This is a genomic window from Pseudoalteromonas sp. H105 (assembly GCF_001469215.1).
Lineage (GTDB): Bacteria > Pseudomonadota > Gammaproteobacteria > Enterobacterales > Alteromonadaceae > Pseudoalteromonas.
Map to the genome: position 1 here is coordinate 56,462 of NZ_LOFH01000005.1, position 20,643 is coordinate 77,104.

Consider the following 20,643-nt stretch of genomic DNA (forward strand, 5'->3'; position numbering starts at 1 on the left):
TTGGCTCACTAAAATATGAAGTTTATTCAGGTGAAAGATCACCAGAGAGAAATTTACACACAAAAATAGCTTTGCCAAACTCTTCATAGGAGCGCTTTATTTCAGTATTGAGAACTGACATAACCAAATCATAGTCACCAAATATTTGCGTAGATAGCGTATTCGTTATGACTTTTAAATCATCGTAGGTATTTAAACGATCAATAAAACCTTTTATAAATGGGATGTAGTCTTGGTGCAGGGGGTATTTACTGATCTCAACAGATAATTTCATAACTTACGCGCTCATTATTAAAATAATTGCCATATTGTAACTCGGTACCGCTTACAAGTCATTCAATGGTAGAGAGGACGGCAAAGAAGGTGTAAAATTAGCATATTAGTTTTTATTATGAGTATCTCATGGCCAGACGTATTACCTACACCTTCAAAAACCAGCCTCGCGAAATTAACTTCGCCAAAGATAAATACCAAGATATGTATCAGGCAATAGCTGCAGCTGAAGGCATCGATTTAACTAATTATTTAAATATGGTACGACAAATTGAAATGACATCAAAAGGGTCAGCTGCTGTTCGTAACTTTCGCGATCAAGAGTTTGCTCGCATGGGCTTCAGTGATATTTATTTTATTAAAGAATAACCTTAATCGAGATACTCGTAGCTCACTCGTGGGGTAATATTACACAGTAACTCATAAGGGATCGTGGTTGCACATTGCGCGATCTCTTCAACAGGTAATTCAGGACCCCACATAACGACTTCATCACCTACCTTGACATTATCTGGGTTTTGGCCAATATCAACGCTTATCATATCCATTGAGACATTTCCGGCAATACCATAGCGCTTATTACCGATTACCACTGGCGTTCCGTGCTTCGCATGACGCGGGTAACCATCCCCATAGCCCATAGCGACAACAGCTAACTTAGTTGCGCTTTGAGAGTGCCAGCTACCACCGTAGCCAACACATTGCATTGCATCTACGTCGCGAATAGCAATCACACGGGTCGTTAAGCGCATGACTGGTTTTAAGCTATGCTGACTACCCAAAGCGCCCAACATAGGCGATACACCGTAAATCATTAACCCTGGACGCACCCAATCACCATGCCCTGCAGGCCATGCAATAATCCCAGCTGAATTTGCTAAGCAATGTGCTTGTTCTTTACCTGCCACTAAGGAGTCAAATAAGGCGATTTGTTCAGCTGTTTTTATATCATTAATATCATCTGCGCATGAAAAGTGCGTCATTAAATTAATCGTATTTTTAGCATTTTTGGTTGCGCTTAAGCGCTGATAAAAATCAGTGAGTTGAGATGGTGCAATACCCAAACGATGCATACCCGTATTGATTTTAAGCCAACAACTAATTGGCGCATCTAATTGTGCTTCTTCCAATGCTATCAACTGATTTTCATCATGGATAATGGTTTGAAAATTATTCGCTAAAAGAATGGCTAAATCTTCAGGGTGAAAGACCCCTTCAAGCAGCACTATTGGTTTGGTTAGGCCTCCTGCACGAAGCGCTAAGGCTTCATCAATTCTTGCCACTGCAAACGCATCCGCATCATTTAAATGCTGCGCTATTTTAACTAAACCATGGCCATAGGCATTGGCTTTTAATACCGCCATCACTTTACTATTAGGCGCAAATCGTTTTACTTGCGCAAGGTTATGCGCAAGGTTTGATAAATTTATTTGTGCTACTGCTAAACGCATTAATACTCGTCATCAACTGCTGGGCCAGCGTAATTATCAAAACGCGAGAACTGGCCTTGGAAGGTCAAACGTACTTTACCGATAGGGCCGTTACGCTGTTTACCGATAATGATTTCAGCGATGCCTTTTTCTGTACTGTCTTCGTTGTACACTTCATCACGATAAATAAACATGATCAAATCGGCATCCTGCTCGATAGAGCCTGATTCACGTAAATCCGAGTTGATTGGTCGTTTATCAGCACGTTGCTCTAGAGTACGGTTAAGCTGAGAAAGTGCGACAACAGGGCATTTTAGCTCTTTTGCTAAGGATTTGAGTGAACGTGATATTTCTGCAATCTCTAAGGTACGATTATCTGACAGGCTCGGTACTCGCATTAACTGTAAGTAATCGACCATGATCATACTAATACCACCGTGGTCACGCGCAATACGACGAGCTCTTGAACGCACATCGGTTGGTGTTAAACCGGATGCATCATCCACATACATCTTACCTTTTTCCATCAGTAAGCCCATGGTTGATGATAAACGCGCCCAATCATCATCATCTAATTGGCCCGTTCGTACTTTAGTCTGATTAATACGTCCTAGCGATGCCAGCATCCTCATCATGATTTGCTCAGAGGGCATCTCTAATGAGTAAATCAGTACAGGTTTGTCTTGCGTCATTGCGGCGTGTTCGGCTAAGTTCATCGCAAACGTGGTTTTACCCATCGATGGACGCGCGGCAACAATGATTAAATCAGAGGGCTGTAACCCCGTTGTCATTTTATCTAGATCGGCGTAACCGGTGCTTACACCCGTTACACCATCTTGTGGTGACTGGTAAAGCTCTTCAATCTTATCAACCGTTTTTTCTAAGATATTATGAATACTTTGCGGGCCTTCGCTGCTTTTTGTTCGTTGCTCAGCAATTTTAAATACTTTACTTTCTGCAAAATCAAGCAAATCATGGCTGGTTCTCCCTTCGGGGTTAAACCCCGCCTCGGCAATTTCGTTAGCCACACCGATCATTTCGCGAACCACTGCACGCTCACGTACGATATTAGCGTAAGCATCTATATTGGCTGCACTTGGCGTATTTTTGGCAATTTCAGCTAAGTAGGCAAAACCACCTATATTACTCAGTAAATTCTTTTTTTCTAAACTTTCAGAAATCGTGATTAAATCTATAGGATCACCAATTTCAGCCAGCTCCACCATGGCTTCAAAGATAAGCTTATGAGTACGCGTGTAGAAGTCTTGTGCAACAACCAGTTCCGCAACTCGGTCAAAGGCTTGATTATCAAGCATTAAGCCACCTAAAACAGATTGCTCTGCTTCAATGGAATGGGGAGGAACTTTAAGGGTGTCGACTTGTTTATCTGGTTTAGCCATAACTTCGCAATACTTACAGGGAATAGCTCTATTCTATCGACTTGCTGAGGTTGTGAAAATAGCAAAGCAGGAATTCTTTTCCTGCTTTGCCTATAAAGTGGCAGCTTATTTTTTACGTAATTCAATGCGACCGCTGATTGTATCAATTTCAATATCAGCATCACCGCCATTTACGCTAAACTCAAGTTCACTTGACGGGCCATATTTAGCTTTTTTTACTTTATCATTACTTAGCTCATTAACTATCTTGCCATTTGCATGCGCTTCAATTTCAAATTGAGCCGAAAGGTCATCAGGAAAAAAGAATTCTACATCACCACTGACAGACTCATATGAAACTTGCGCGCCTTTGAGCAACTGATTAATGTGTACTTCACTTTCGCCATTGACTGTACTGATCCTCAACTTTTTTAACTTATTAAGTTTAAAATCAATGTCACCATTGACGTTTTCCAAACGTACTTCTTCTGCCGAAGTTGTCGATTTTATATCACCATTAACGGCTGTGAACCTAAGTGTACCGTTCGAGTTTTTATCGTTGATTTCACCGTTGACGGTTTCGTAACGAATATCCCCCGTCAAATCAGTTGCGCTGACGTTACCGTTGACCGTTTCAACACTGATGTCACCCTTGATTGTATCCAAAGTAATATCGCCATTAACAACATCAATATCAGTACCATTATTAAGTTCACTTGCCACAACATTTACATTTACACCCGACAATTCTAGCTCACTGCTATTTGGCATGTAGATTACAAGCTCTGACCCATCGCCGCTATTCCAGCCGTAGTTTTGACTGCGCGGCATTTTGACAATAAATTCAATACGATCATTTTCAACTTCTAAACGATAACCTTGCGCTTTATCATCAAGCTCGCCGCTTATTTTCAGTTCAGCTTTATCCCAGCCTTCAACGCGGATATCACCTCGCTGATTATCAATAAAAATACGTTTGTTGGCAGGCACGCTAATTTGCTCATCAATTTTTTGCCCTGCGACTGCCATCAGCGGCAGCATACTCATCGCTAAGATTAATGCTTTCATACTTCTCACTCCTAAATTGTTTGCCACTTAGGTGCATGCACCTTATTAATTAGATCTAATTGCTGTTGATAAACTTGCGCTAACATTTTTAATAATGCGGAGTTTTCTGGCTCATTCTCTAACGCTTGTTTAATTGCCCGCTCCGCATCTTCTAATTCAGCCAGCTGTTGCTGCCAGTTATCCGTTAACGCGGGCTGGTTTTGGTACTGCACTAATAGTGTTTGCTTTTGCTCTGCAAAAAAGTCACTCATTGCAACGCTGGTGTCATGAGCAGGACGAGTAAACACAAGCTGCACGCTTAATAATGCAGCAACACTGCATGCTGCAATACCTACTAATTTTGGCCACACAGATGATTGGCGTTGCTCAACAGCAGGATTGGAAATTGCTTTTTCAATCCCTTGCCATAACTCTTTTTCCGGCGCAATGTGCGCCTCTGAGTTACTAAGTGACTCCGCTAAGAATGTTTCAAAATCTGGTTTACTCATTTTCATACCACTCTTTTAATAACTGTTTTGCACGATGATATTGCGATTTACTCGACCCGACGGCCATTCCTAACATGGTCGCAATTTCTTCATGGCGGTACCCTTCAATAGCATGAAGCACAAATACCATCCTGGCTCGCTCAGGTAATCGCAGCACTAATTTATCAAGCCCGTTTAACCCTTGGCAGTCAGTCGTACTTTGTTCATCCATCCCACTTTGCTCAAAACTCACCACCTTTTGTAGCCAGTTTTTATGCTTTCTTAAGTAACTAATCGCAATATTACTGGTGACACTGTGTAACCATGTGGAAAATTGTGACTGCCCTTCAAAGCTCGCAATTTTATGCCATAGCTGAACAAAGACCTCTTGTGTTGCATCTTCTGCATGCTCTTTATCCGCAAGTAAGCGTAAGCACAAGCCATAAACGCGCTTTACATGTAATGTATACAGTTGAGCATAGGCGTGTTGGTCACCCATTTTTACTTGCGCAATTAATGCATCCTCAGAAGGCGGTGCAAAAGCCTCTTTAGCATCTATCAACATCGTTGATGTTGTCCCTTTATGATTGTTATTATGAGTTGAGTTTATACCCAAGCCATTAAAAAATATGTTTTATTCATATTTATTTAGTTTCTTGAATAGTTAGACGTTAGGTAAGGTAGAAAAGGTTTAAAGGAAAAAAATTATTTTATTGTCCAGATCAAAAGCCAGTGATTAGCTGGTTCTTAGTATTCGCTTGACGTGGCCACACTGGCGTGTAGCCATATTTCTATGGGGTTGCCTCTTCTTCGGTCTCCTCTACAACCGTTTTAGGGGCTTTGTATGACCACCCTAAGAACTGTAATTTAGGCATTGTAGCGCCCCCGCCTCCAGCACTAATATTTTTTAAGCGTTTGTCATAATGAATCCCACCATTTCCGCAAGTTGAGACCGTTTTTCCTCTCAATGAACCATTAAAATCATTGCCAGAATCTGAGTTAACTTGGATATGAGCTCGAGGAGCATAAATCGCGGCATACATCGACGCATTAGACAAAAGTTCGACACCAACTTTATTACCATTTGAAGGCACTGCATGGCACACCAACGATTCCATATCTGGTGTTTCGTAACTTGAAAAAATACTAAAAACAGCTCGCCCAGCTGACGAAATAGGTTCGTGAGTCGTTATTTCATCATCAATAATAACGCGCCCTTCAATATAAATTGTTAACGTGGCACCCGATGCAATCTCAAACCCGTTGCTAGGATGATTATTATATTTAAAATCATTTTTGATATATAAAGTGACATCACCACTTTGAATAGTCAGTTTGCCGCCTGAAACGGTTAAACTATTCAAGACATAAACTTGTTGATTTGGTTGTTCGAAAACCGTTCTAGAAACAGGAGTAATACTTCGCCCTATCGGTTTTTTCCAGCTAGGCCACTTGGTAAACGTGCCCTGACTTTCGGTCAAGTTGAACGCTGAAAACTCGATAATATTTAAGTCATTCAATGTATCATTGCCCGCCAAATTTTCATTGTTACGAACAACGAGTATTGGGTCACAGTTAGTGCGCGGGTCGGTATAATCGTGATTTGGATCTGGGTTAGTTGGATCTACTGAAGGCACAGGCTTTATATCGGGTACTTTTTTAAATATATCATCAGAGTAAGGTTTACTGTTTTGATATTGATGAGCACCTAAATCACTCGGGAATTGACCTTGGCCACCGTACATAATATCAAGCCCATTCGCATCTTTGTTTTCAACAATAGCGTCATCATTATTACGAATCGTTATATCTTTTATCGCTCTTAATACACCTAAAACACGTCCCCCAGTGAAATCAATGCTTTGCACTGATAAAATATCACCGGCTACACGAGTGTCCGTTGGATAACCGGCAGGCACACCTGTACCAGTACCGCCATTAATCGTAACGCTTCCATTGGCATGAATATCCCCCATAACCGGCGAACTTCCACTTAGAGTCACACTCCCTGTTACTATAACATCACCCCAAATAGGTGAGCCACCACTTAGAGACACATCTGAGTTATAATGAATCGTACCAATCCGTGCATCTGTCCCTGCATTTTCTTCTTTATATGGCCCATCTGCTGAGTCGTAACTGTCAATGCGACCACTGCCATTAACTAACACTCCTTCACAGCCCACAATGGCTTGTTCAAAAGGTGACTTGGGTGCACCTGGGATCATTTTATACCGCGCAACCAGGTTACTTACAGCATCACCACCATATCGCCTACCCTGACTGGCGATTTCAATTTCTCCTGCTGCGTTTTTGCTTAATGTCGCATTATAAATTGCATCGTCGCCAATTAGACCGCTCCCTGTCGCATTGCCTGCTGCAGCGATCAAGCCATCGACATCAAGTGCCTTATTATCGTTCAGTGCCTGTTTTAATAATTTAGCCTCTTCAAATACTCCTTTTTCAGCTAACAGGCGGCTGTTAATCTTTTTCTGGAAATTGCCTGTTAAGCGCTCTTGTACCAGGTTTTCACGTAGTGAATTAAGCACAACAATGCTGGCCATACTTGTTAAAATAAGCACTGTTATTAATGTAAAGCCACGCTGTTTCTTACTCATTAACTACCACTATATACTTTTTCAAGAATAACGTTAGATGCTGCAAGTTCGATTGTAACTGCCCCGCCAAACTGTGCCGGCAACTGCTCTGGCTTCACTTTAATAGTTATTAAATCATTATTAATACTAAAACTCAGGGACTCAATACCGGTCAGCAATCGCTCTGCAGGCAAGCCTCCGAGTGCACACATAAGATTGTTTGCGTCTAACTGATATGTTTCATTTACGTTGGCTATTGCAACACTCCCCGCACAGGTTACAACCCCTGCCGATTGCATTATCGTAATGGATGAGCCATCCGCACTAACGGTTGGGATCACGGGTGTTTGTTTAATACTGCGAGTAAACACTTTGCTGGTATAGCGTATGACTTCTTGTGCATTTTCTAGCTCTTTACCAACTAACACAGTTCCTTTTATTGCCGAATAAGCCAAGCTGATGCCACTGAGCAAAAATGCGCCTGCAGCAAGGGCCACCATCAATTCAACTAATGTATAACCACTGTGTGTTTGCCTAAAATGTAACATCAGCTACACCCTGCTGATAAATCAGGAAAAGTTGCATTGAGTGTAATTTGATTTTCTAAAGATTGAGGGTCATTTTGCTGAATGCGCTCATCATTCCAACTCACCACAATCTGCATTTCATTACTAAACGCTTCGGGTAATGTTAATGTATAATCGGTAATTTGCGGCTCAAGCGATGCGCGAAAATTCACATCAGTAAATAAATCTGGACTCGTTGTTTGTAGCTCACAAATATGAGGCCAAAGTCGCTCTATGGTATTTTGCGCTTGGACTAAAGAAATCGTGTAATTAAAGCTATTTGTTGCATATTGCAAAGATTTGAGCTGCGCAGAGGCAAGCCCTAGTAAAGCAATACCCGCAATAACAACCGAGATCATTACTTCAAGCAATGAAAAGCCATTTTGCAACCTCATTAAGCACACCCTGTTGACTTTTCGGCTAACCAATTTTGACCACTTTTTAAAACACAAAGGTAGTAGTCTGTTGTTTTTTCATTATTGTCTTTAACCAAAATGGTACTTGCTAACGACACCTCACCTGTAGACATAATCGTTCTATCAACTAATGAAACATCAATACCTTGATGTGAAATAGCAAACTCACGTAGTAAGGTTTCTACACCGTCAACGGGTGCCTTTACTTGCCATTTTTTTCCGCTAACAACTAATTTTACATCACTGTCGCGCTTTACCGCCTCACTACGCGCAAACTTGTATACACTGTTCAGCTGATTAGCAGTTGTAACAACACGATCTTGCATTATTTGTTGGCTAAATGAAGGAAATGCAAGCACAGCCATAATCGCGATAATACCAACCACGACCATTAACTCAACAAGGGTAAAACCTGAGGCCTTGTTCATTTATCTAACCCCAGCAATTATTAGAATTAGGTAGCTGTGAACCATCGTGGATTAACGTCATGGCACCACAACGGTCATTCGCTTGAGCTGAGCCTACTTTAGGGGTCGCTTTTAAAGTGTACTTTCGACTACGAAAATCATCATCAGCAGCGGCCCCGGGGACTCTATCTGATGGCGTGTATGAAAAAGTATAAAATTCAGTATTTACGGCAGCATTAAACGCATTTGGGTAACCTCCATTGCGAGAATATATTCGCTCAAGGCTCGCTGCATATTGCAACATCACATGTTGAATATCTGCACGACGGCTACGCTCCATATGCTCTGTGTATGAGGGTAAAGCAACACCATAAAGAATACCGATTATCGCCACAACGATTAACAATTCAGTTAATGTAAAACCTTGCTGTAAAACACTTTTTTTCATTTCATTGTTCACTAATTACTTCCTTCACACCATGCCCAGTGCACAAACAATATACAGTGACAACGCTGTCAATGTCAACAAACTGTAATCAAAATGAAAACAACAAATAAATATACGTTTACTCTTTGACTTTTCTTCGATTTAACTCGGTGATGTAATAACACCGAAAAAATAATAGGTAGGCTAATACATTTTCACTAGCAGTTACCTAGATAATACGAACACTATAAGTAGTTAGTTCATTCTAATAGGTAACAAAAAGCCGTGCTCAATGAGCACGGCTTTTTTAACTTAATTAAAAATTAAGCTTCAGCGATTACGATTACTTTAATAGTAGCCGTTACGTCTGAGTGTACTGCGATTGCAACGTCAAATTCGCCAGTCTCACGGATAGTACCTAGAGGTAAACGAACTTCTGATTTAGCAACTTCAACACCAACAGCTGAGATAGCGTCAGCGATGTCACGAGTACCGATTGAACCGAATAATTTGCCTTCGTCACCAGCTTTAGAAACTAGTGTAACTTCTGCTAATGCTTCAAGTTTATCAGCGCGTGCTTGTGCAGCAACAAGCTGGTCAGCGATTTTCGCTTCAAGCTCTGCACGACGTGCGTCAAAAGTCTCAACGTTAGCTTTAGTTGCAGGAACTGCCTTACCTTGCGGGAAAAGGAAGTTACGTGCGAAGCCAGATTTAACAACAACCTGGTCACCTAGGCCACCTAGGTTAGCGATCTTATCTAGTAGAATAACTTGCATGTTTCTACACCTTTTAAAAACTGTTAATCCGCTGCTTACTTATGTAAGTCAGTGTATGGAAGAAGGGCTAAGTAGCGAGCACGCTTAATAGCAGTTGCTAGCTGGCGCTGGTATTTAGCGCTTGTACCTGTGATACGGCTAGGTACGATTTTGCCACTTTCTGTAACATAGTTTCTAAGAGTAGCTAGATCTTTATAATCGATTTGTTGTACGCCTTCCGCTTTAAAGCGGCAGAACTTACGACGTCTGAAATAACGTGCCATGAGATAAATTCCTCAATTAATTCTTTCTATATGCTGAGCATGCAAAACCAATTGGCTAAGGCCGTTACGGCCTTCGTGGCGATTTAAAAAACCACTCACTTGCAATGCCTGCCCAACGTGCAAATGTTGAGTCTGTTGTTGCATTTGCTTACCACTAGCAACCACTTGAAGTTTTACATAACTATTACGGTTAAGGTCAGCTTCAATTTGCATCGATTTATGTTCAACAACAAAAATACAATGCGGTATGCCAGCAGGGCTTTGGCTATATTTGGGTGTTTTACAAACAACTCCAGATAATGTTAGTTGGTTCATATAAGGACTAAGCTTTTGGCTCATCTTAAAATCTCAACTGAACAGCGCCATGCTAGGACTCAAAACAATTAAGCAGCTGGTGCTTCTTTCTTCTCTTCTCTTACAAGAGGAGACGCTTCAGTTACAGCGTTTTTAGTACGCATAACTAAGTTACGAAGCACTGCATCGTTGTAGCGGAAAGTAGTTTCTAGCTCGCTGATTACTTCAGTAGGTGCTTCAACGTTCATAAGAACATAATGAGCTTTGTGAAGCTTGTTGATTGGGTAAGCCAATTGACGACGGCCCCAGTCTTCAAGACGGTGGATAGTACCACCCGCTTCAGTGATAGAACCAGTATAACGTTCGATCATACCAGCAACTTGCTCACTCTGATCAGGGTGAACCATGAATACGATTTCGTAATGACGCATGGATATTCCTTACGGTTAATAGAGCCTTCTACCGTTTCAGCCAGTCGGTTTAAGGCAAGGAATCAATATTAAATAGGCCGAAATGAGCGCGCATTTTACGCTTAGTTTGATAATTAAGCAAGTAGGTTTTTAGCATTTAGCGGCAAGTTTAAAGCCAATTATCAGCTCATCAAGAAAAACCATGCTTATCAAATCAAGCATGGTCTCAAAGTTTATCTCTAAACAAACGGCTATAAGCCAAAAGTGAGATTAAGCTTGTGTCGCATTTCTCTGGCGCAGCACTTCAAACAAACAAATGCCCGTGGCAACAGATACGTTTAAGCTTGAAACACTGCCTGCCATAGGTATTTTAACTAATACATCACAATGTTCACGCGTTAAGCGACGCATGCCTTCGCCCTCAGCGCCCATAACAATCGCCATAGGGCCTGTTAAGTTTGCATCAAAAACGTGGGTATCGGTTTCGCCTGCCGTGCCTACAACCCATACACCCGCATCTTTTATTTCACGTAACGTGCGAGCAAGGTTGGTCACTTGAATCAATGGCACGGTTTCAGCTGCACCACACGCCACTTTACGTGCTGTACCGTTGAGCTTTGCAGACTTGTCCTTTGGTACAATAATGGCATGAACCCCCGCAGCATCAGCACTGCGTAAGCACGCGCCTAAATTATGCGGATCAGTAATGCCATCAAGCACCAATAAAAACGGGGTGTCTTCACGGGCAATGATCACATCAAGGTCTTTTTCATTAAAAGTAGGTGCTGCTTTTACATTGGCAATAATACCTTGGTGCTTCTCATCTTTTGCTTTATTGTCCAACGCTTTTCGCTGCATAAACTGTACAGAAATACCAAATTTACGTGCTTCATTAATAATCGGCGTAAGACGCTTATCATCACGCCCTTTCAAGGCGTAAATCTCTAAAAAACGCTCAGGCTCTTTTGCTAGAATTGCTTCAACAGAGTGAAAGCCAAAAATTAATTCATTACTCACGTATTACTTGCTCCTGGGCTGGTACGTTTACGGGCATTTTTGCCGGGTCTTTTCGGCTTTTTGACAGCCTTTTTCTTGGTTTTCTTTTTAGTCACGCCATCAGTTGTCGCCTTTGATTTAGAACGACTGGCAGGTTTATTTTTACCTTTTTTACGGGGTTCTGAATCTGCTTCACCCTTAGTGCGGGTTGATGACTTACCTTTGCGTGGCTCTTTTTCATCGCCTTTTTTGCCAGGAATTTTACCTGCTTTTAATTGCGAACGAACACTCGCCGGTGCATGGCCACTTTTCGATGAACCACGACGGCGGGAATAACGATCTTGAGCTACATCACCGCTTAAAGTTAAGTTTATACGACGTTCATCTAGGCTGACAGAAGCAACCCGCACAGTCACTTTATCACCTAAACGATATACCTTATGAGTTTGCTCACCAATCAAGCAATGTTTAGCGGCATCGTGTTGGAAGTATTCGCTGCCTAAATTTGTGACGTGAATTAAACCATCTATTTGTAAATCAGCTAAACGAATAAACAAACCAAAGTTTGTCACTGAAGAAATTACGCCTTCAAATTCATCGCCAACATGATCTTGCATATACTCGCATTTAAGCCAGTCAGCAACCTCACGGGTAGCATCATCAGCGCGGCGTTCAGTTGTTGAACATTGCTCACCTAATTGATCAACTTCGTCATCACTATAAACATACTCACCTGATGTGTGCATGCCCTGCGCTTTTAAAACACCTTTAATAGCACGGTGAACAACTAAATCAGGGTAACGGCGAATCGGTGAGGTAAAATGAGCATATTCACCTAGAGCTAAACCAAAGTGACCAATATTATCAGCCTGATAAACGGCTTGCTTCATTGATCTCAATAACATTGTTTGAATCAATTCAGCTTCTGGGCGATCTCCTAACTTGGCTAGAACATGGGTAATTTCTTTTGGTGTTGGTTCATCACTTAATGTTGATTCAATGCCCAGCTCCGATAAAAACTGCCTAAAGTTTCCAAGTTTTTCACTGTCTGGCTCATCATGAACACGATAAAGGGCACTGGCTTCATGCTTCTCAAGCATTTTAGCTGCAGATACATTGGCTAAAATCATGCACTCTTCGATAAGCTTATGCGCATCGTTACGCACGACTGGCACGATTGATTCAATCTTACGTTGCGCATTAAAAACGAAACGGGTTTCTAATGTTTCAAATTCAATAGCGCCACGCTGTTGACGCGCTGACTTAAGCGCCATATACATTTGCTGTAAATCAGTTAAGTGCGGAACAACTGCAGCATATTCATTACGTAACTTTTCGTCACCTTGCAAAATAGCATTGGTTTTAGTGTACGTTAATCGTGCATGAGAGTTCATCACTGCTTCATAAAAACGATAGCCTGACAGCTTGCCAGCCTCTGATACCATCATTTCTGCGACCATACATAAACGGTCTACTTTTGGGTTTAACGAACACAAACCATTAGACAACACTTTTGGCAGCATCGGAATAACTTGCTCAGGGAAATACACTGAGTTGCCACGCTCTATCGCTTCTTTGTTAAGTGGTGTATTCATACCGACATAATGTGACACATCCGCAATCGCAACCCACAAACGCCACCCGCCTGACTTTTTGCGCTCACAGTAAACCGCATCATCAAAATCACGTGCATCCTCACCATCAATGGTGACCAAGGGTAAGTCACGTAAATCAACACGATTTTGTTTATCGGCTTCTTCAACAAACTCACCTAAATGAGCAACTTGCTTTTCGACCGCTTCAGGCCATACATGAGGAATATCGTGGTTTCGCAGCGCAACTTCAATTTCCATACCTGGGGCTAAATGCTCACCGAGTACGTCAATTACTTTGCCGACAGCGTTCATATTTCGACTTGGATTTTGTGTTATTTGTACTTGCACCATTTGATTATGGCGAGCACCTTTTTCAGTGCCAGGTAAGATAATGATGTCTTGCGTAATGCGAGGATCTTCAGCAACGACAACAGCAATTCCATGCTCAACAAAATAGCGTCCTACAATGGGCGCGCGCTCATTAGTAAGTACCTTAATGATCCGTGCATCACACTTACCACCTGAACCACGTTTTGTCCCTTTAGCGAGTACGATGTCACCATGAAGCACCATATTCATCTGATGCTTGGCAATAAACCAATCTTTGTTTTCACCTTCAATTTCTAAAAAGCCAAACCCATCTCGATGCCCTATTACTTTACCTTTCGTTAGTCCTGCTTCGTCAATTAAGGCGTAACATTTAAACTTATTAAAATAAAGTTGCCCATCACGTTCCATAGCACGCAAACGACGCTTAAACGCAATTTGACGCTCATCATCATTTACAGCTAGCTCGTCACATAACTGATGAAAGTTTGCTGGCTTGGCACGGTCTTTAATATGAGTAAGTATAAACTCACGGCTAGGGACGGGATTTTCGTACTTTTCTTGTTCTCGACTGAGATTAGGATCTTGGTTTGACATTCACTATCTTGTTAATTGGTTATGTTGCTATTTTAACCCATAACCGAACAATGAGACAGGCAAAAGCTATGAAACTTTTAAGAAACCCTATTTAGTAGCAATAATGCGCATTAAAACCGCTATAACCAGCCCTTTTGCTTGGCTATGCGTGCAGCATCTACACGGTTACTGGCATTTAATTTTGCGATGGCCTCAGATAAATAATTACGCACAGTGCCTTCACTCAAAAATAACGTTGAGGCAATATCAGCTGTTTTCAAGCCTTCACCTGCTAACTGCAACGCTTTTCGCTCTTTATCTGACAAAGGATCGTTATCTTCAAGTGCATTTAAGGCGAGCTCTGTATCAATCACTTTTTGCCCCGCCATGACTTTTTTTAAAGTAGCAATTAAACTCTCACTGGGCGCCTCTTTAAGAACAAACCCTTTAACACCAGCAGCCATGGAGCGGCGAATATACCCCGCTCTTGAGAAGGTTGTCATAATAACTACTTTGATATCAGAAAAATCTGTTTTTAACCGCTCAGCTAACTCAATCCCCGTCATAATGGGCATTTCAATATCTGTTAATACGATATCAGGTTTTAATTCGGTGATTTCTTGTAAGGCGGTTTGACCGTTGGTTGCTTGACCTACTACCTCGATACTAATGTCTAAACTCAATAAAGCAGCAACAGCCCCACGAACCAAACCTTGATCTTCAACTAAATACACTTTAATCATACAAGCTCCTTGCGTGATTCTAATAATGGCAACGTAACGTTTAAGTCAAAACTTTTGCCCGTGTTAATTTTAACAATCCCACCTAACTGCGCTGTACGTTCTTTAATTCCATTTATGCCATTTCCGAAGGTGACTTTTTCGCATTTGTCTTGATTAGTGATAACAATTTCAAGTTGTTCATCTGTTTGTGAAATCGTAATTTCACATTGCTTACTTATGCTATGGCGCATTAAATTTGTTACCCCTTCTTTAACAATCAGGCTTGCAACGCTCTCCACAACCGCGGGTAATTTATCAACCTGCGCTTTAAAAACAACATCAAACCCTTGGGAAATTAAACGCTGCTGTAAAATATCAAGCTGACTATGGATATTTAATTCTTTTAAATCACTCACTGCACTGCGAACATCGCTTAACAACTGCCTAGCAAGCTCTGCAACTTGCTCTATCTCATTGTTTGCTTGTGTATAACGCTCAGCATGGTTTAGCTTACTAGCCAATTCTGATTTTAATGCGATTGATGACAACGAGTGCCCTAAAATATCATGTAAATCACGGGCTATTCTTTCGCGTTCCGCTATGGCTGCGAGCTGCTCTAACTGCTTGGCGCTTTCTTGCTCTCGTAACTTATGAATATGCTCTTTTTGCGCGGCCGATCCAAAACTGAATAATGCAATACTCAGAATCAATGACCCACCTAAAAAATATTCAGGGTTGTGAATATCTGCAATATATGCACTCAACAATACACCAATAAAAACACTGCTAATAGCAACCCATTTTGGTAATTTTATAAAGCTAAACCCTGCTATATATGCCGCAAAACCAAATAGTGTAGAGGTACCTGTTGTAAAAAAGCTGGCACAAACACACACCAAAATTATGGCTATAAATAATGAGGTAACATCTCCCTGCTTTTTATTTACAGCAAATATATATAAAACAATGAAGGCAATGTACAAAACAAGCGTGGCAGAGATATTTAACACACTTAATTGTGAAAAATTAAATATTGTGGGCAACAAATAAAAACCAGTAAAAAGCAAAGGCCCCCAACTCCAAAAAGATTTGGTTTTAATATGCTTATTAACTATTGTGCTCAAATTCATAATAACCTACTGAAAAAAATGATGTTAATACCCGAATGCAAGTGGCACGACGGGTATACCGTAAATAAGATACACTCTCAAAATTTCACAATACTCCGCAACCTGCAAACTGAATAAAGCAATATCATTCATATGTAACTCGTATTTATATTGTTATTTGATAGATTAAATATCGCTTTTAATTCGAGCTGTGTGTAGTGTAAATTGTCACTAATCAAGCTGACAAATGTCATGTAGTTGATATAAAAAAAACCATAACATGCCACTCACTTTAGTCAGTATTATTTAAGAAAAAGAAGAATTTAATGCAACCTCAACAACAGAGCTTACTCTATTTACACATTGCAGTATTGCTATTTGGCGGCACGGCATTGTTTGCTAAATTGATTAACCTAAATGCGTTAGACATCACTGTATATCGGGCTACAATTGCAGGCATTGCCATTTTGCTGTTGCTCTTAATTCAAAAGAAAAATATCCAGCTACACGCGAAAAAAGATTATTTCATTGCGCTTTTTCTAGGTGTGACGGTAGGTATTCATTGGGTGACCTATTTTGCAGGTATGCAAATGGCCGGTATTGCGATAGGTATGATTGCTTTTTTTACTTACCCCGTAATAACCGTTTTCATCGAACCTTTTTTTAACGGTAGTAAACCTAAATTAAAAGATTTAATAAGCGCAGCAGTTGTCATGCTTGGGATATATTTATTAATCCCCAGTGCAGATATTGGTAACGATGTCACTTTAGGTGTAATAACTGGTATTGTATCGGCTTTATTTTTCGCTGCTAGAAACATCATTCACAAACGTTATTTCAGCCAATACGGTGGACCTCAAACAATGCTTTACCAAACGGTGGTCGCGAGCTTGTTGTTATGTGTATTTGTAGAAGTACCCATCACAAAAGTATCTCATTATGATCTAAGCTTGCTTATCATTGCAGGTGTTATTTTCACGGCAACACCACATTCATTATTTGCATCGAGCTTGCAACACTTATCAGCGTCAACGGCTGGGCTTATCTCTTGTTTGCAACCTTTATACGGTACATTTTTAGCGTTTTTATTACTGCATGAAAAACCATCTATAGTAACCTTAATTGGTGGCTCGCTTGTAATTAGCGCTGCATTCTATGAAACTTGGTCTGTCACACGGAGAAACAAATGATAAAAGTATTTGCTCACCGCGGCGCAAGCGGTACTTATCCAGAAAATACAAAACTCGCAATACAAGCAGCTGTTGATATCGAAGTTGATGGTATTGAAGTTGATGTGCAAAGCTGCCTAGATGACTATGTAATCATTCATGATTCTTGGCTTGATCGCACAACCAACGGCCATGGAAAAGTAAATTCATTAACCCGCGAAAAAATACAACAGTTTGATGCTGGCAATGGTGAGTGTGTGCCCACACTTGCACAGTTAATCGAGTGGGTTGGTGACAAAACACTCCTAAATTTAGAGCTTAAACACACCTATTCACTAGACAAATTTGTCACAGAAATTGAGAGAAGCGTTTCAGAGAATAAACTCTCGAGAAATAACCTATTAGTTTCATCCTATGACCACCATCAATTAATGTGGCTTAAGCAACAGTTACCTTGGGTAAAAATCGGAGCGCTCACGTCATCAATTCCAATAAATTATGCTGAATTTGCTCAACGATTACATGCATTTAGCATTCACATTGATAAAAACTTTATCAATCATGAGTTTGTTGCTGATGCAAAAAAACGTAACTTGCACGTTTATGCTTACACGGTCGATAAACAAGAGGATATAGAGCAAATGCTTAGCTATGGTGTCGACGGCGTTTTTACTAATTACCCATGTAATACTAAAATGATTTTAAACTCACTGTAATTGTGACATGCCATTAGGACTATATATACCCAAGCCACCTCAAGGTGCAGAGTTCAGCGTTTCACAGGGGGCTAACATCAAGCCGTTACTTTGCAAAAATGGCAGTCCCTTTTAAAAAGTAATAACGATGAAAGTAAGTGACTGTGAAACGCCTAGAGGGTTGGTTTGGGTATATATGTTTGAATTAAAATATAATTGAACGATACTGAGTAAAACACTATGCAACAGCCAAGTGGAACATTAATGAGTGGGTATATGCGTATTTATAATTTTATTGAACAAAGCTTTTTTTTTACATTAACCCGAAAGATCATAGGCAACCTTAGTTTTGTATTTGCTTTTCAAGCTATTACACTTATATGGTTGTATAACAGTTTAACGGCTCAAGCCTCCAACACAGGGTTGTTTTGGCTACTCACCGTGGTCATTATTGCCGGCTTTATTTTCACTGTTTTTTATATGCGTTTTTTAATCGTACGCCCAGTTAAAGCAATGCGTGACACATTAACGCAAATTAACTATCAAGATGCTAATCTAGCAGCTAAATTGCCACAGTTTACTTACGATGAATTTCGTGAAATAAGTGAACAATACAATGTATTTACAACCCACTTAAGTGAATTGCTTGCGACAACCTATCAAAGCGCTCAGGCTAGCGCACAGAGCAACAGCGATGTCACCCATTCTATGCAACAAACGGCAACATTGAGCGAACAACAAATTAATTTTAGTCAAACGATTACCTCGGCAAGTAACCAAATTACAGATAGCTTGCAAGCAATTGTAAGTAACACTGACAGTGTGCATGAAGTTAACTCTGAGCACTTAGGCTTTGTTAATCACTCTGCAAACGAATTAACCGAGCTTGTTACCCAAGTGAAAGCCATTGGTCAGGTACTTGGTAAGTTTTCAGAAACTATCACGGGCTTAAAACAAAATAGTGAAAATATTCGCAGTATTCTGAAAATGGTTGAAGAGTTTTCAGATCAAACCAACTTATTAGCTTTAAACGCAGCCATTGAAGCAGCACGCGCAGGTGAAGCTGGCCGTGGTTTTGCCGTTGTTGCAGACGAAGTAAGAACATTATCCGTCAAGGTAAGCGATGCAACGCGCCAAATCAGTGATTTTATAAACCAAATGGACTCTTTAGTTGGGCAAACAAATAAAGAGTCAGAGCAACTAATGAGTTACTCAAATCATGCTGAAGATACAATAAGTAAAACATCGCATGGCTTTACTCAAAGACTGATTGAATTTGAACAAAATCAGCAACAACTTCAGCAAATCGTAAGTGCTGTACACCTGCTTGAAGAAACACAAAACCAGACACATCAATCCGTTGAACAAATCGTTGAATTGGGATCGCAAGCCAAAGCACAAATCGATATTGCACTGGCTGACTGCCAACAATCGCAACAGTTGAGTGAGCAAACCCAGCACCAGCTCAAGCGTTTTGTATAGTGTGTCGTGATATTTATAAATCATTATGGTAAGTTACGCAGCCATTTAATACCTGATGAGCCCGCAGTGTGACTAGCCAAACTTCTGATTACAAACAACTCGCTTTAGATATTAAACGATGGGGTGAAGAACTTGGCTTTAGCGAAGTAGGCATTACTGACGTTGACTTATCGGTCCATGAAGCGCAGCTTCAACGCTGGATTGATCTGGGTTATCACGGTGACATGGATTACATGGCCGCTCATGGAATGAAACGTGCCCGTCCTGCTGAGTTAGTTCCTGGTACCCAGAGAGTCATTTCAGTCAAAATGAATTACCTACCACCTGACGCGCGCTTTGCCAAAAACTTAAAAGAAAACAGTAAAGCCTATATAAGCCGTTACGCACTTGGGCGTGATTACCATAAACTCATGCGTAATCGCCTTAAAAAGCTAGGCCAAAAAATAGAGCAGAACGTTGATAAATTAGGGTTTCGTCCTTTTGTAGACTCCGCACCGGTGCTTGAGCGCCAGCTAGCAGAAAAAGCAGGGCTTGGATGGCAAGGAAAACATAGTCTATTAATCAATAAAGAAGCTGGATCTTGGTTTTTCTTAGGTGAGTTGTTTGTTGATATCCCGCTGCCTATTGATAAGCCAAATGAGTTTGAGGGCTGTGGAAAATGCGTAGCGTGCATAACGTTATGCCCGACTGGCGCTATCGTCGAGCCATATGTGGTTGATGCGCGTAAATGTATATCTTACTTAACGATTGAACTACAGGGGCCTATCCCTGAACAGTACAGAACACTATTGGGTAACAGAGTATATGGATGTGATGACTGCCAATTAGTGTGTCCATGGAATCGCTATGGCCAAATTACAGACGAAGCTGATTTTCATCCACGAAAACAGCTGAAAGACAAAGAACTACTTGAACTGTTTGCATGGGATGAAACTACGTTTTTAACGAATACAGAAGGAAGTCCAATACGGCGTATAGGTCACCAACGCTGGCAGAGAAATTTAGCCGTTGGCCTGGGCAATGCGAACTTTGATCAACGAATTATTGATGCGCTCAATGCTAGCCGTGAGTATGCAACTGAATTAGTCCAAGAGCATATTGACTGGGCACTCGCGCAACAATTAAAAAAACAAAAGCAACTTCGTAAAACGGCCCGCTTAATACGTATAGTAGAAAAGGGGCTACCCAGAGATGCCTAA

At 40.9% G+C, this 20,643-nt stretch carries 24 protein-coding genes; 5 read left to right on the top strand and 19 right to left on the bottom strand.

Annotation, left to right across the window (positions count from 1 at the left end; translation table 11 throughout):
• Nucleotides 1–22: 22 nt before the first annotated feature.
• Nucleotides 23–274, bottom strand: coding sequence for a hypothetical protein (locus ATS75_RS10090; RefSeq protein ID WP_058560330.1), 252 nt, complete (start codon nt 272–274; stop codon nt 23–25).
• 128 nt (nt 275–402) lie between these two features.
• Between ATS75_RS10090 and ATS75_RS10095 the strand changes: the two genes are divergently transcribed.
• Complete coding sequence (locus tag ATS75_RS10095) at nt 403–642, top strand: DUF2960 domain-containing protein (protein ID WP_058560331.1); 240 nt, start codon at nt 403–405, stop codon at nt 640–642.
• 2 nt (nt 643–644) lie between these two features.
• Here ATS75_RS10095 and alr read toward each other — a convergent pair whose 3' ends face one another.
• From alr to ATS75_RS10185, 18 genes are all read right to left on the bottom strand, one after another.
• Nucleotides 645–1,724, bottom strand: a complete 1,080-nt coding sequence (gene alr / locus ATS75_RS10100; protein WP_058560332.1) for an alanine racemase — start codon at nt 1,722–1,724, stop codon at nt 645–647.
• Nucleotides 1,724–3,103: a replicative DNA helicase gene (gene dnaB, locus ATS75_RS10105; RefSeq protein ID WP_058560333.1), complete on the bottom strand. Its 1,380-nt coding sequence runs from the start codon at nt 3,101–3,103 to the stop codon at nt 1,724–1,726. Before dnaB ends, alr begins: the two co-directional genes overlap by 1 nt.
• Before the next feature lie 105 nt (nt 3,104–3,208).
• A complete protein-coding gene (locus ATS75_RS10110; protein ID WP_058560334.1) occupies nt 3,209–4,150 on the bottom strand; it encodes a DUF4097 family beta strand repeat-containing protein in 942 nt (313 codons plus the stop codon).
• 11 nt (nt 4,151–4,161) lie between these two features.
• Nucleotides 4,162–4,644 carry a hypothetical protein gene (locus tag ATS75_RS10115; protein ID WP_058560335.1) on the bottom strand — a complete coding sequence of 161 codons (483 nt, stop codon included), beginning with the start codon at nt 4,642–4,644 and terminating at the stop codon, nt 4,162–4,164.
• The gene (locus tag ATS75_RS10120) at nt 4,631–5,182 is read right to left on the bottom strand and encodes an RNA polymerase sigma factor (RefSeq protein ID WP_058560336.1); all 552 of its coding nucleotides are present in this window, start codon (nt 5,180–5,182) and stop codon (nt 4,631–4,633) included. Before ATS75_RS10120 ends, ATS75_RS10115 begins: the two co-directional genes overlap by 14 nt.
• A 226-nt stretch (nt 5,183–5,408) precedes the next feature.
• The gene (locus tag ATS75_RS10125) at nt 5,409–7,235 is read right to left on the bottom strand and encodes a pilus assembly PilX N-terminal domain-containing protein (protein WP_058560337.1); all 1,827 of its coding nucleotides are present in this window, start codon (nt 7,233–7,235) and stop codon (nt 5,409–5,411) included.
• Nucleotides 7,235–7,762: a PilW family protein gene (locus tag ATS75_RS10130; protein WP_058560338.1), complete on the bottom strand. Its 528-nt coding sequence runs from the start codon at nt 7,760–7,762 to the stop codon at nt 7,235–7,237. The genes ATS75_RS10125 and ATS75_RS10130 overlap by 1 nt, the downstream gene beginning before the upstream one ends.
• Nucleotides 7,762–8,175: a prepilin-type N-terminal cleavage/methylation domain-containing protein gene (locus ATS75_RS10135; RefSeq protein WP_058560339.1), complete on the bottom strand. Its 414-nt coding sequence runs from the start codon at nt 8,173–8,175 to the stop codon at nt 7,762–7,764. Before ATS75_RS10135 ends, ATS75_RS10130 begins: the two co-directional genes overlap by 1 nt.
• Nucleotides 8,175–8,624, bottom strand: coding sequence for a GspH/FimT family pseudopilin (locus tag ATS75_RS10140; protein ID WP_058560340.1), 450 nt, complete (start codon nt 8,622–8,624; stop codon nt 8,175–8,177). Before ATS75_RS10140 ends, ATS75_RS10135 begins: the two co-directional genes overlap by 1 nt.
• A 4-nt stretch (nt 8,625–8,628) precedes the next feature.
• Nucleotides 8,629–9,063, bottom strand: a complete 435-nt coding sequence (locus ATS75_RS10145) for a type IV pilin protein (protein ID WP_321164314.1) — start codon at nt 9,061–9,063, stop codon at nt 8,629–8,631.
• A gap of 290 nt (nt 9,064–9,353) precedes the next feature.
• Nucleotides 9,354–9,806 carry a 50S ribosomal protein L9 gene (rplI, locus tag ATS75_RS10150; RefSeq protein ID WP_058560341.1) on the bottom strand — a complete coding sequence of 151 codons (453 nt, stop codon included), beginning with the start codon at nt 9,804–9,806 and terminating at the stop codon, nt 9,354–9,356.
• A gap of 35 nt (nt 9,807–9,841) precedes the next feature.
• Nucleotides 9,842–10,069 carry a 30S ribosomal protein S18 gene (gene rpsR, locus ATS75_RS10155; RefSeq protein ID WP_002962753.1) on the bottom strand — a complete coding sequence of 76 codons (228 nt, stop codon included), beginning with the start codon at nt 10,067–10,069 and terminating at the stop codon, nt 9,842–9,844.
• A 12-nt stretch (nt 10,070–10,081) separates the two neighbouring features.
• Nucleotides 10,082–10,384, bottom strand: coding sequence for a primosomal replication protein N (gene priB, locus ATS75_RS10160; protein ID WP_058560516.1), 303 nt, complete (start codon nt 10,382–10,384; stop codon nt 10,082–10,084).
• A 68-nt stretch (nt 10,385–10,452) separates the two neighbouring features.
• Nucleotides 10,453–10,794: a 30S ribosomal protein S6 gene (gene rpsF, locus ATS75_RS10165; protein WP_036980061.1), complete on the bottom strand. Its 342-nt coding sequence runs from the start codon at nt 10,792–10,794 to the stop codon at nt 10,453–10,455.
• A gap of 249 nt (nt 10,795–11,043) precedes the next feature.
• Nucleotides 11,044–11,790: a 23S rRNA (guanosine(2251)-2'-O)-methyltransferase RlmB gene (rlmB, locus tag ATS75_RS10170; RefSeq protein WP_058560342.1), complete on the bottom strand. Its 747-nt coding sequence runs from the start codon at nt 11,788–11,790 to the stop codon at nt 11,044–11,046.
• On the bottom strand, nt 11,787–14,288 hold the full coding sequence (gene rnr, locus ATS75_RS10175; protein ID WP_058560343.1) for a ribonuclease R: 2,502 nt from the start codon (nt 14,286–14,288) through the stop codon (nt 11,787–11,789). Before rnr ends, rlmB begins: the two co-directional genes overlap by 4 nt.
• Before the next feature lie 119 nt (nt 14,289–14,407).
• A complete protein-coding gene (locus ATS75_RS10180; RefSeq protein ID WP_058560344.1) occupies nt 14,408–15,010 on the bottom strand; it encodes a DNA-binding response regulator in 603 nt (200 codons plus the stop codon).
• Nucleotides 15,007–16,119, bottom strand: coding sequence for a sensor histidine kinase (locus tag ATS75_RS10185; RefSeq protein ID WP_058560345.1), 1,113 nt, complete (start codon nt 16,117–16,119; stop codon nt 15,007–15,009). The genes ATS75_RS10180 and ATS75_RS10185 overlap by 4 nt, the downstream gene beginning before the upstream one ends.
• A 305-nt stretch (nt 16,120–16,424) precedes the next feature.
• On the opposite strand from ATS75_RS10185, the gene ATS75_RS10190 reads away from it, so the two are divergent.
• The 4 genes from ATS75_RS10190 to queG all read left to right on the top strand — a co-directional run bounded on the left by ATS75_RS10190 (nt 16,425) and on the right by queG (nt 20,643).
• Nucleotides 16,425–17,288 (top strand): DMT family transporter, encoded by an 864-nt coding sequence (locus ATS75_RS10190; protein ID WP_058560346.1) that lies wholly within the window; start codon nt 16,425–16,427, stop codon nt 17,286–17,288.
• Nucleotides 17,285–17,983 (top strand): glycerophosphodiester phosphodiesterase, encoded by a 699-nt coding sequence (locus ATS75_RS10195; RefSeq protein WP_058560347.1) that lies wholly within the window; start codon nt 17,285–17,287, stop codon nt 17,981–17,983. The genes ATS75_RS10190 and ATS75_RS10195 overlap by 4 nt, the downstream gene beginning before the upstream one ends.
• Nucleotides 17,984–18,226: 243 nt before the next feature.
• A complete protein-coding gene (locus ATS75_RS10200; RefSeq protein ID WP_058560348.1) occupies nt 18,227–19,444 on the top strand; it encodes a methyl-accepting chemotaxis protein in 1,218 nt (405 codons plus the stop codon).
• Nucleotides 19,445–19,512: 68 nt separating this feature from the next.
• Nucleotides 19,513–20,643: a tRNA epoxyqueuosine(34) reductase QueG gene (queG, locus tag ATS75_RS10205; protein ID WP_058560349.1), complete on the top strand. Its 1,131-nt coding sequence runs from the start codon at nt 19,513–19,515 to the stop codon at nt 20,641–20,643.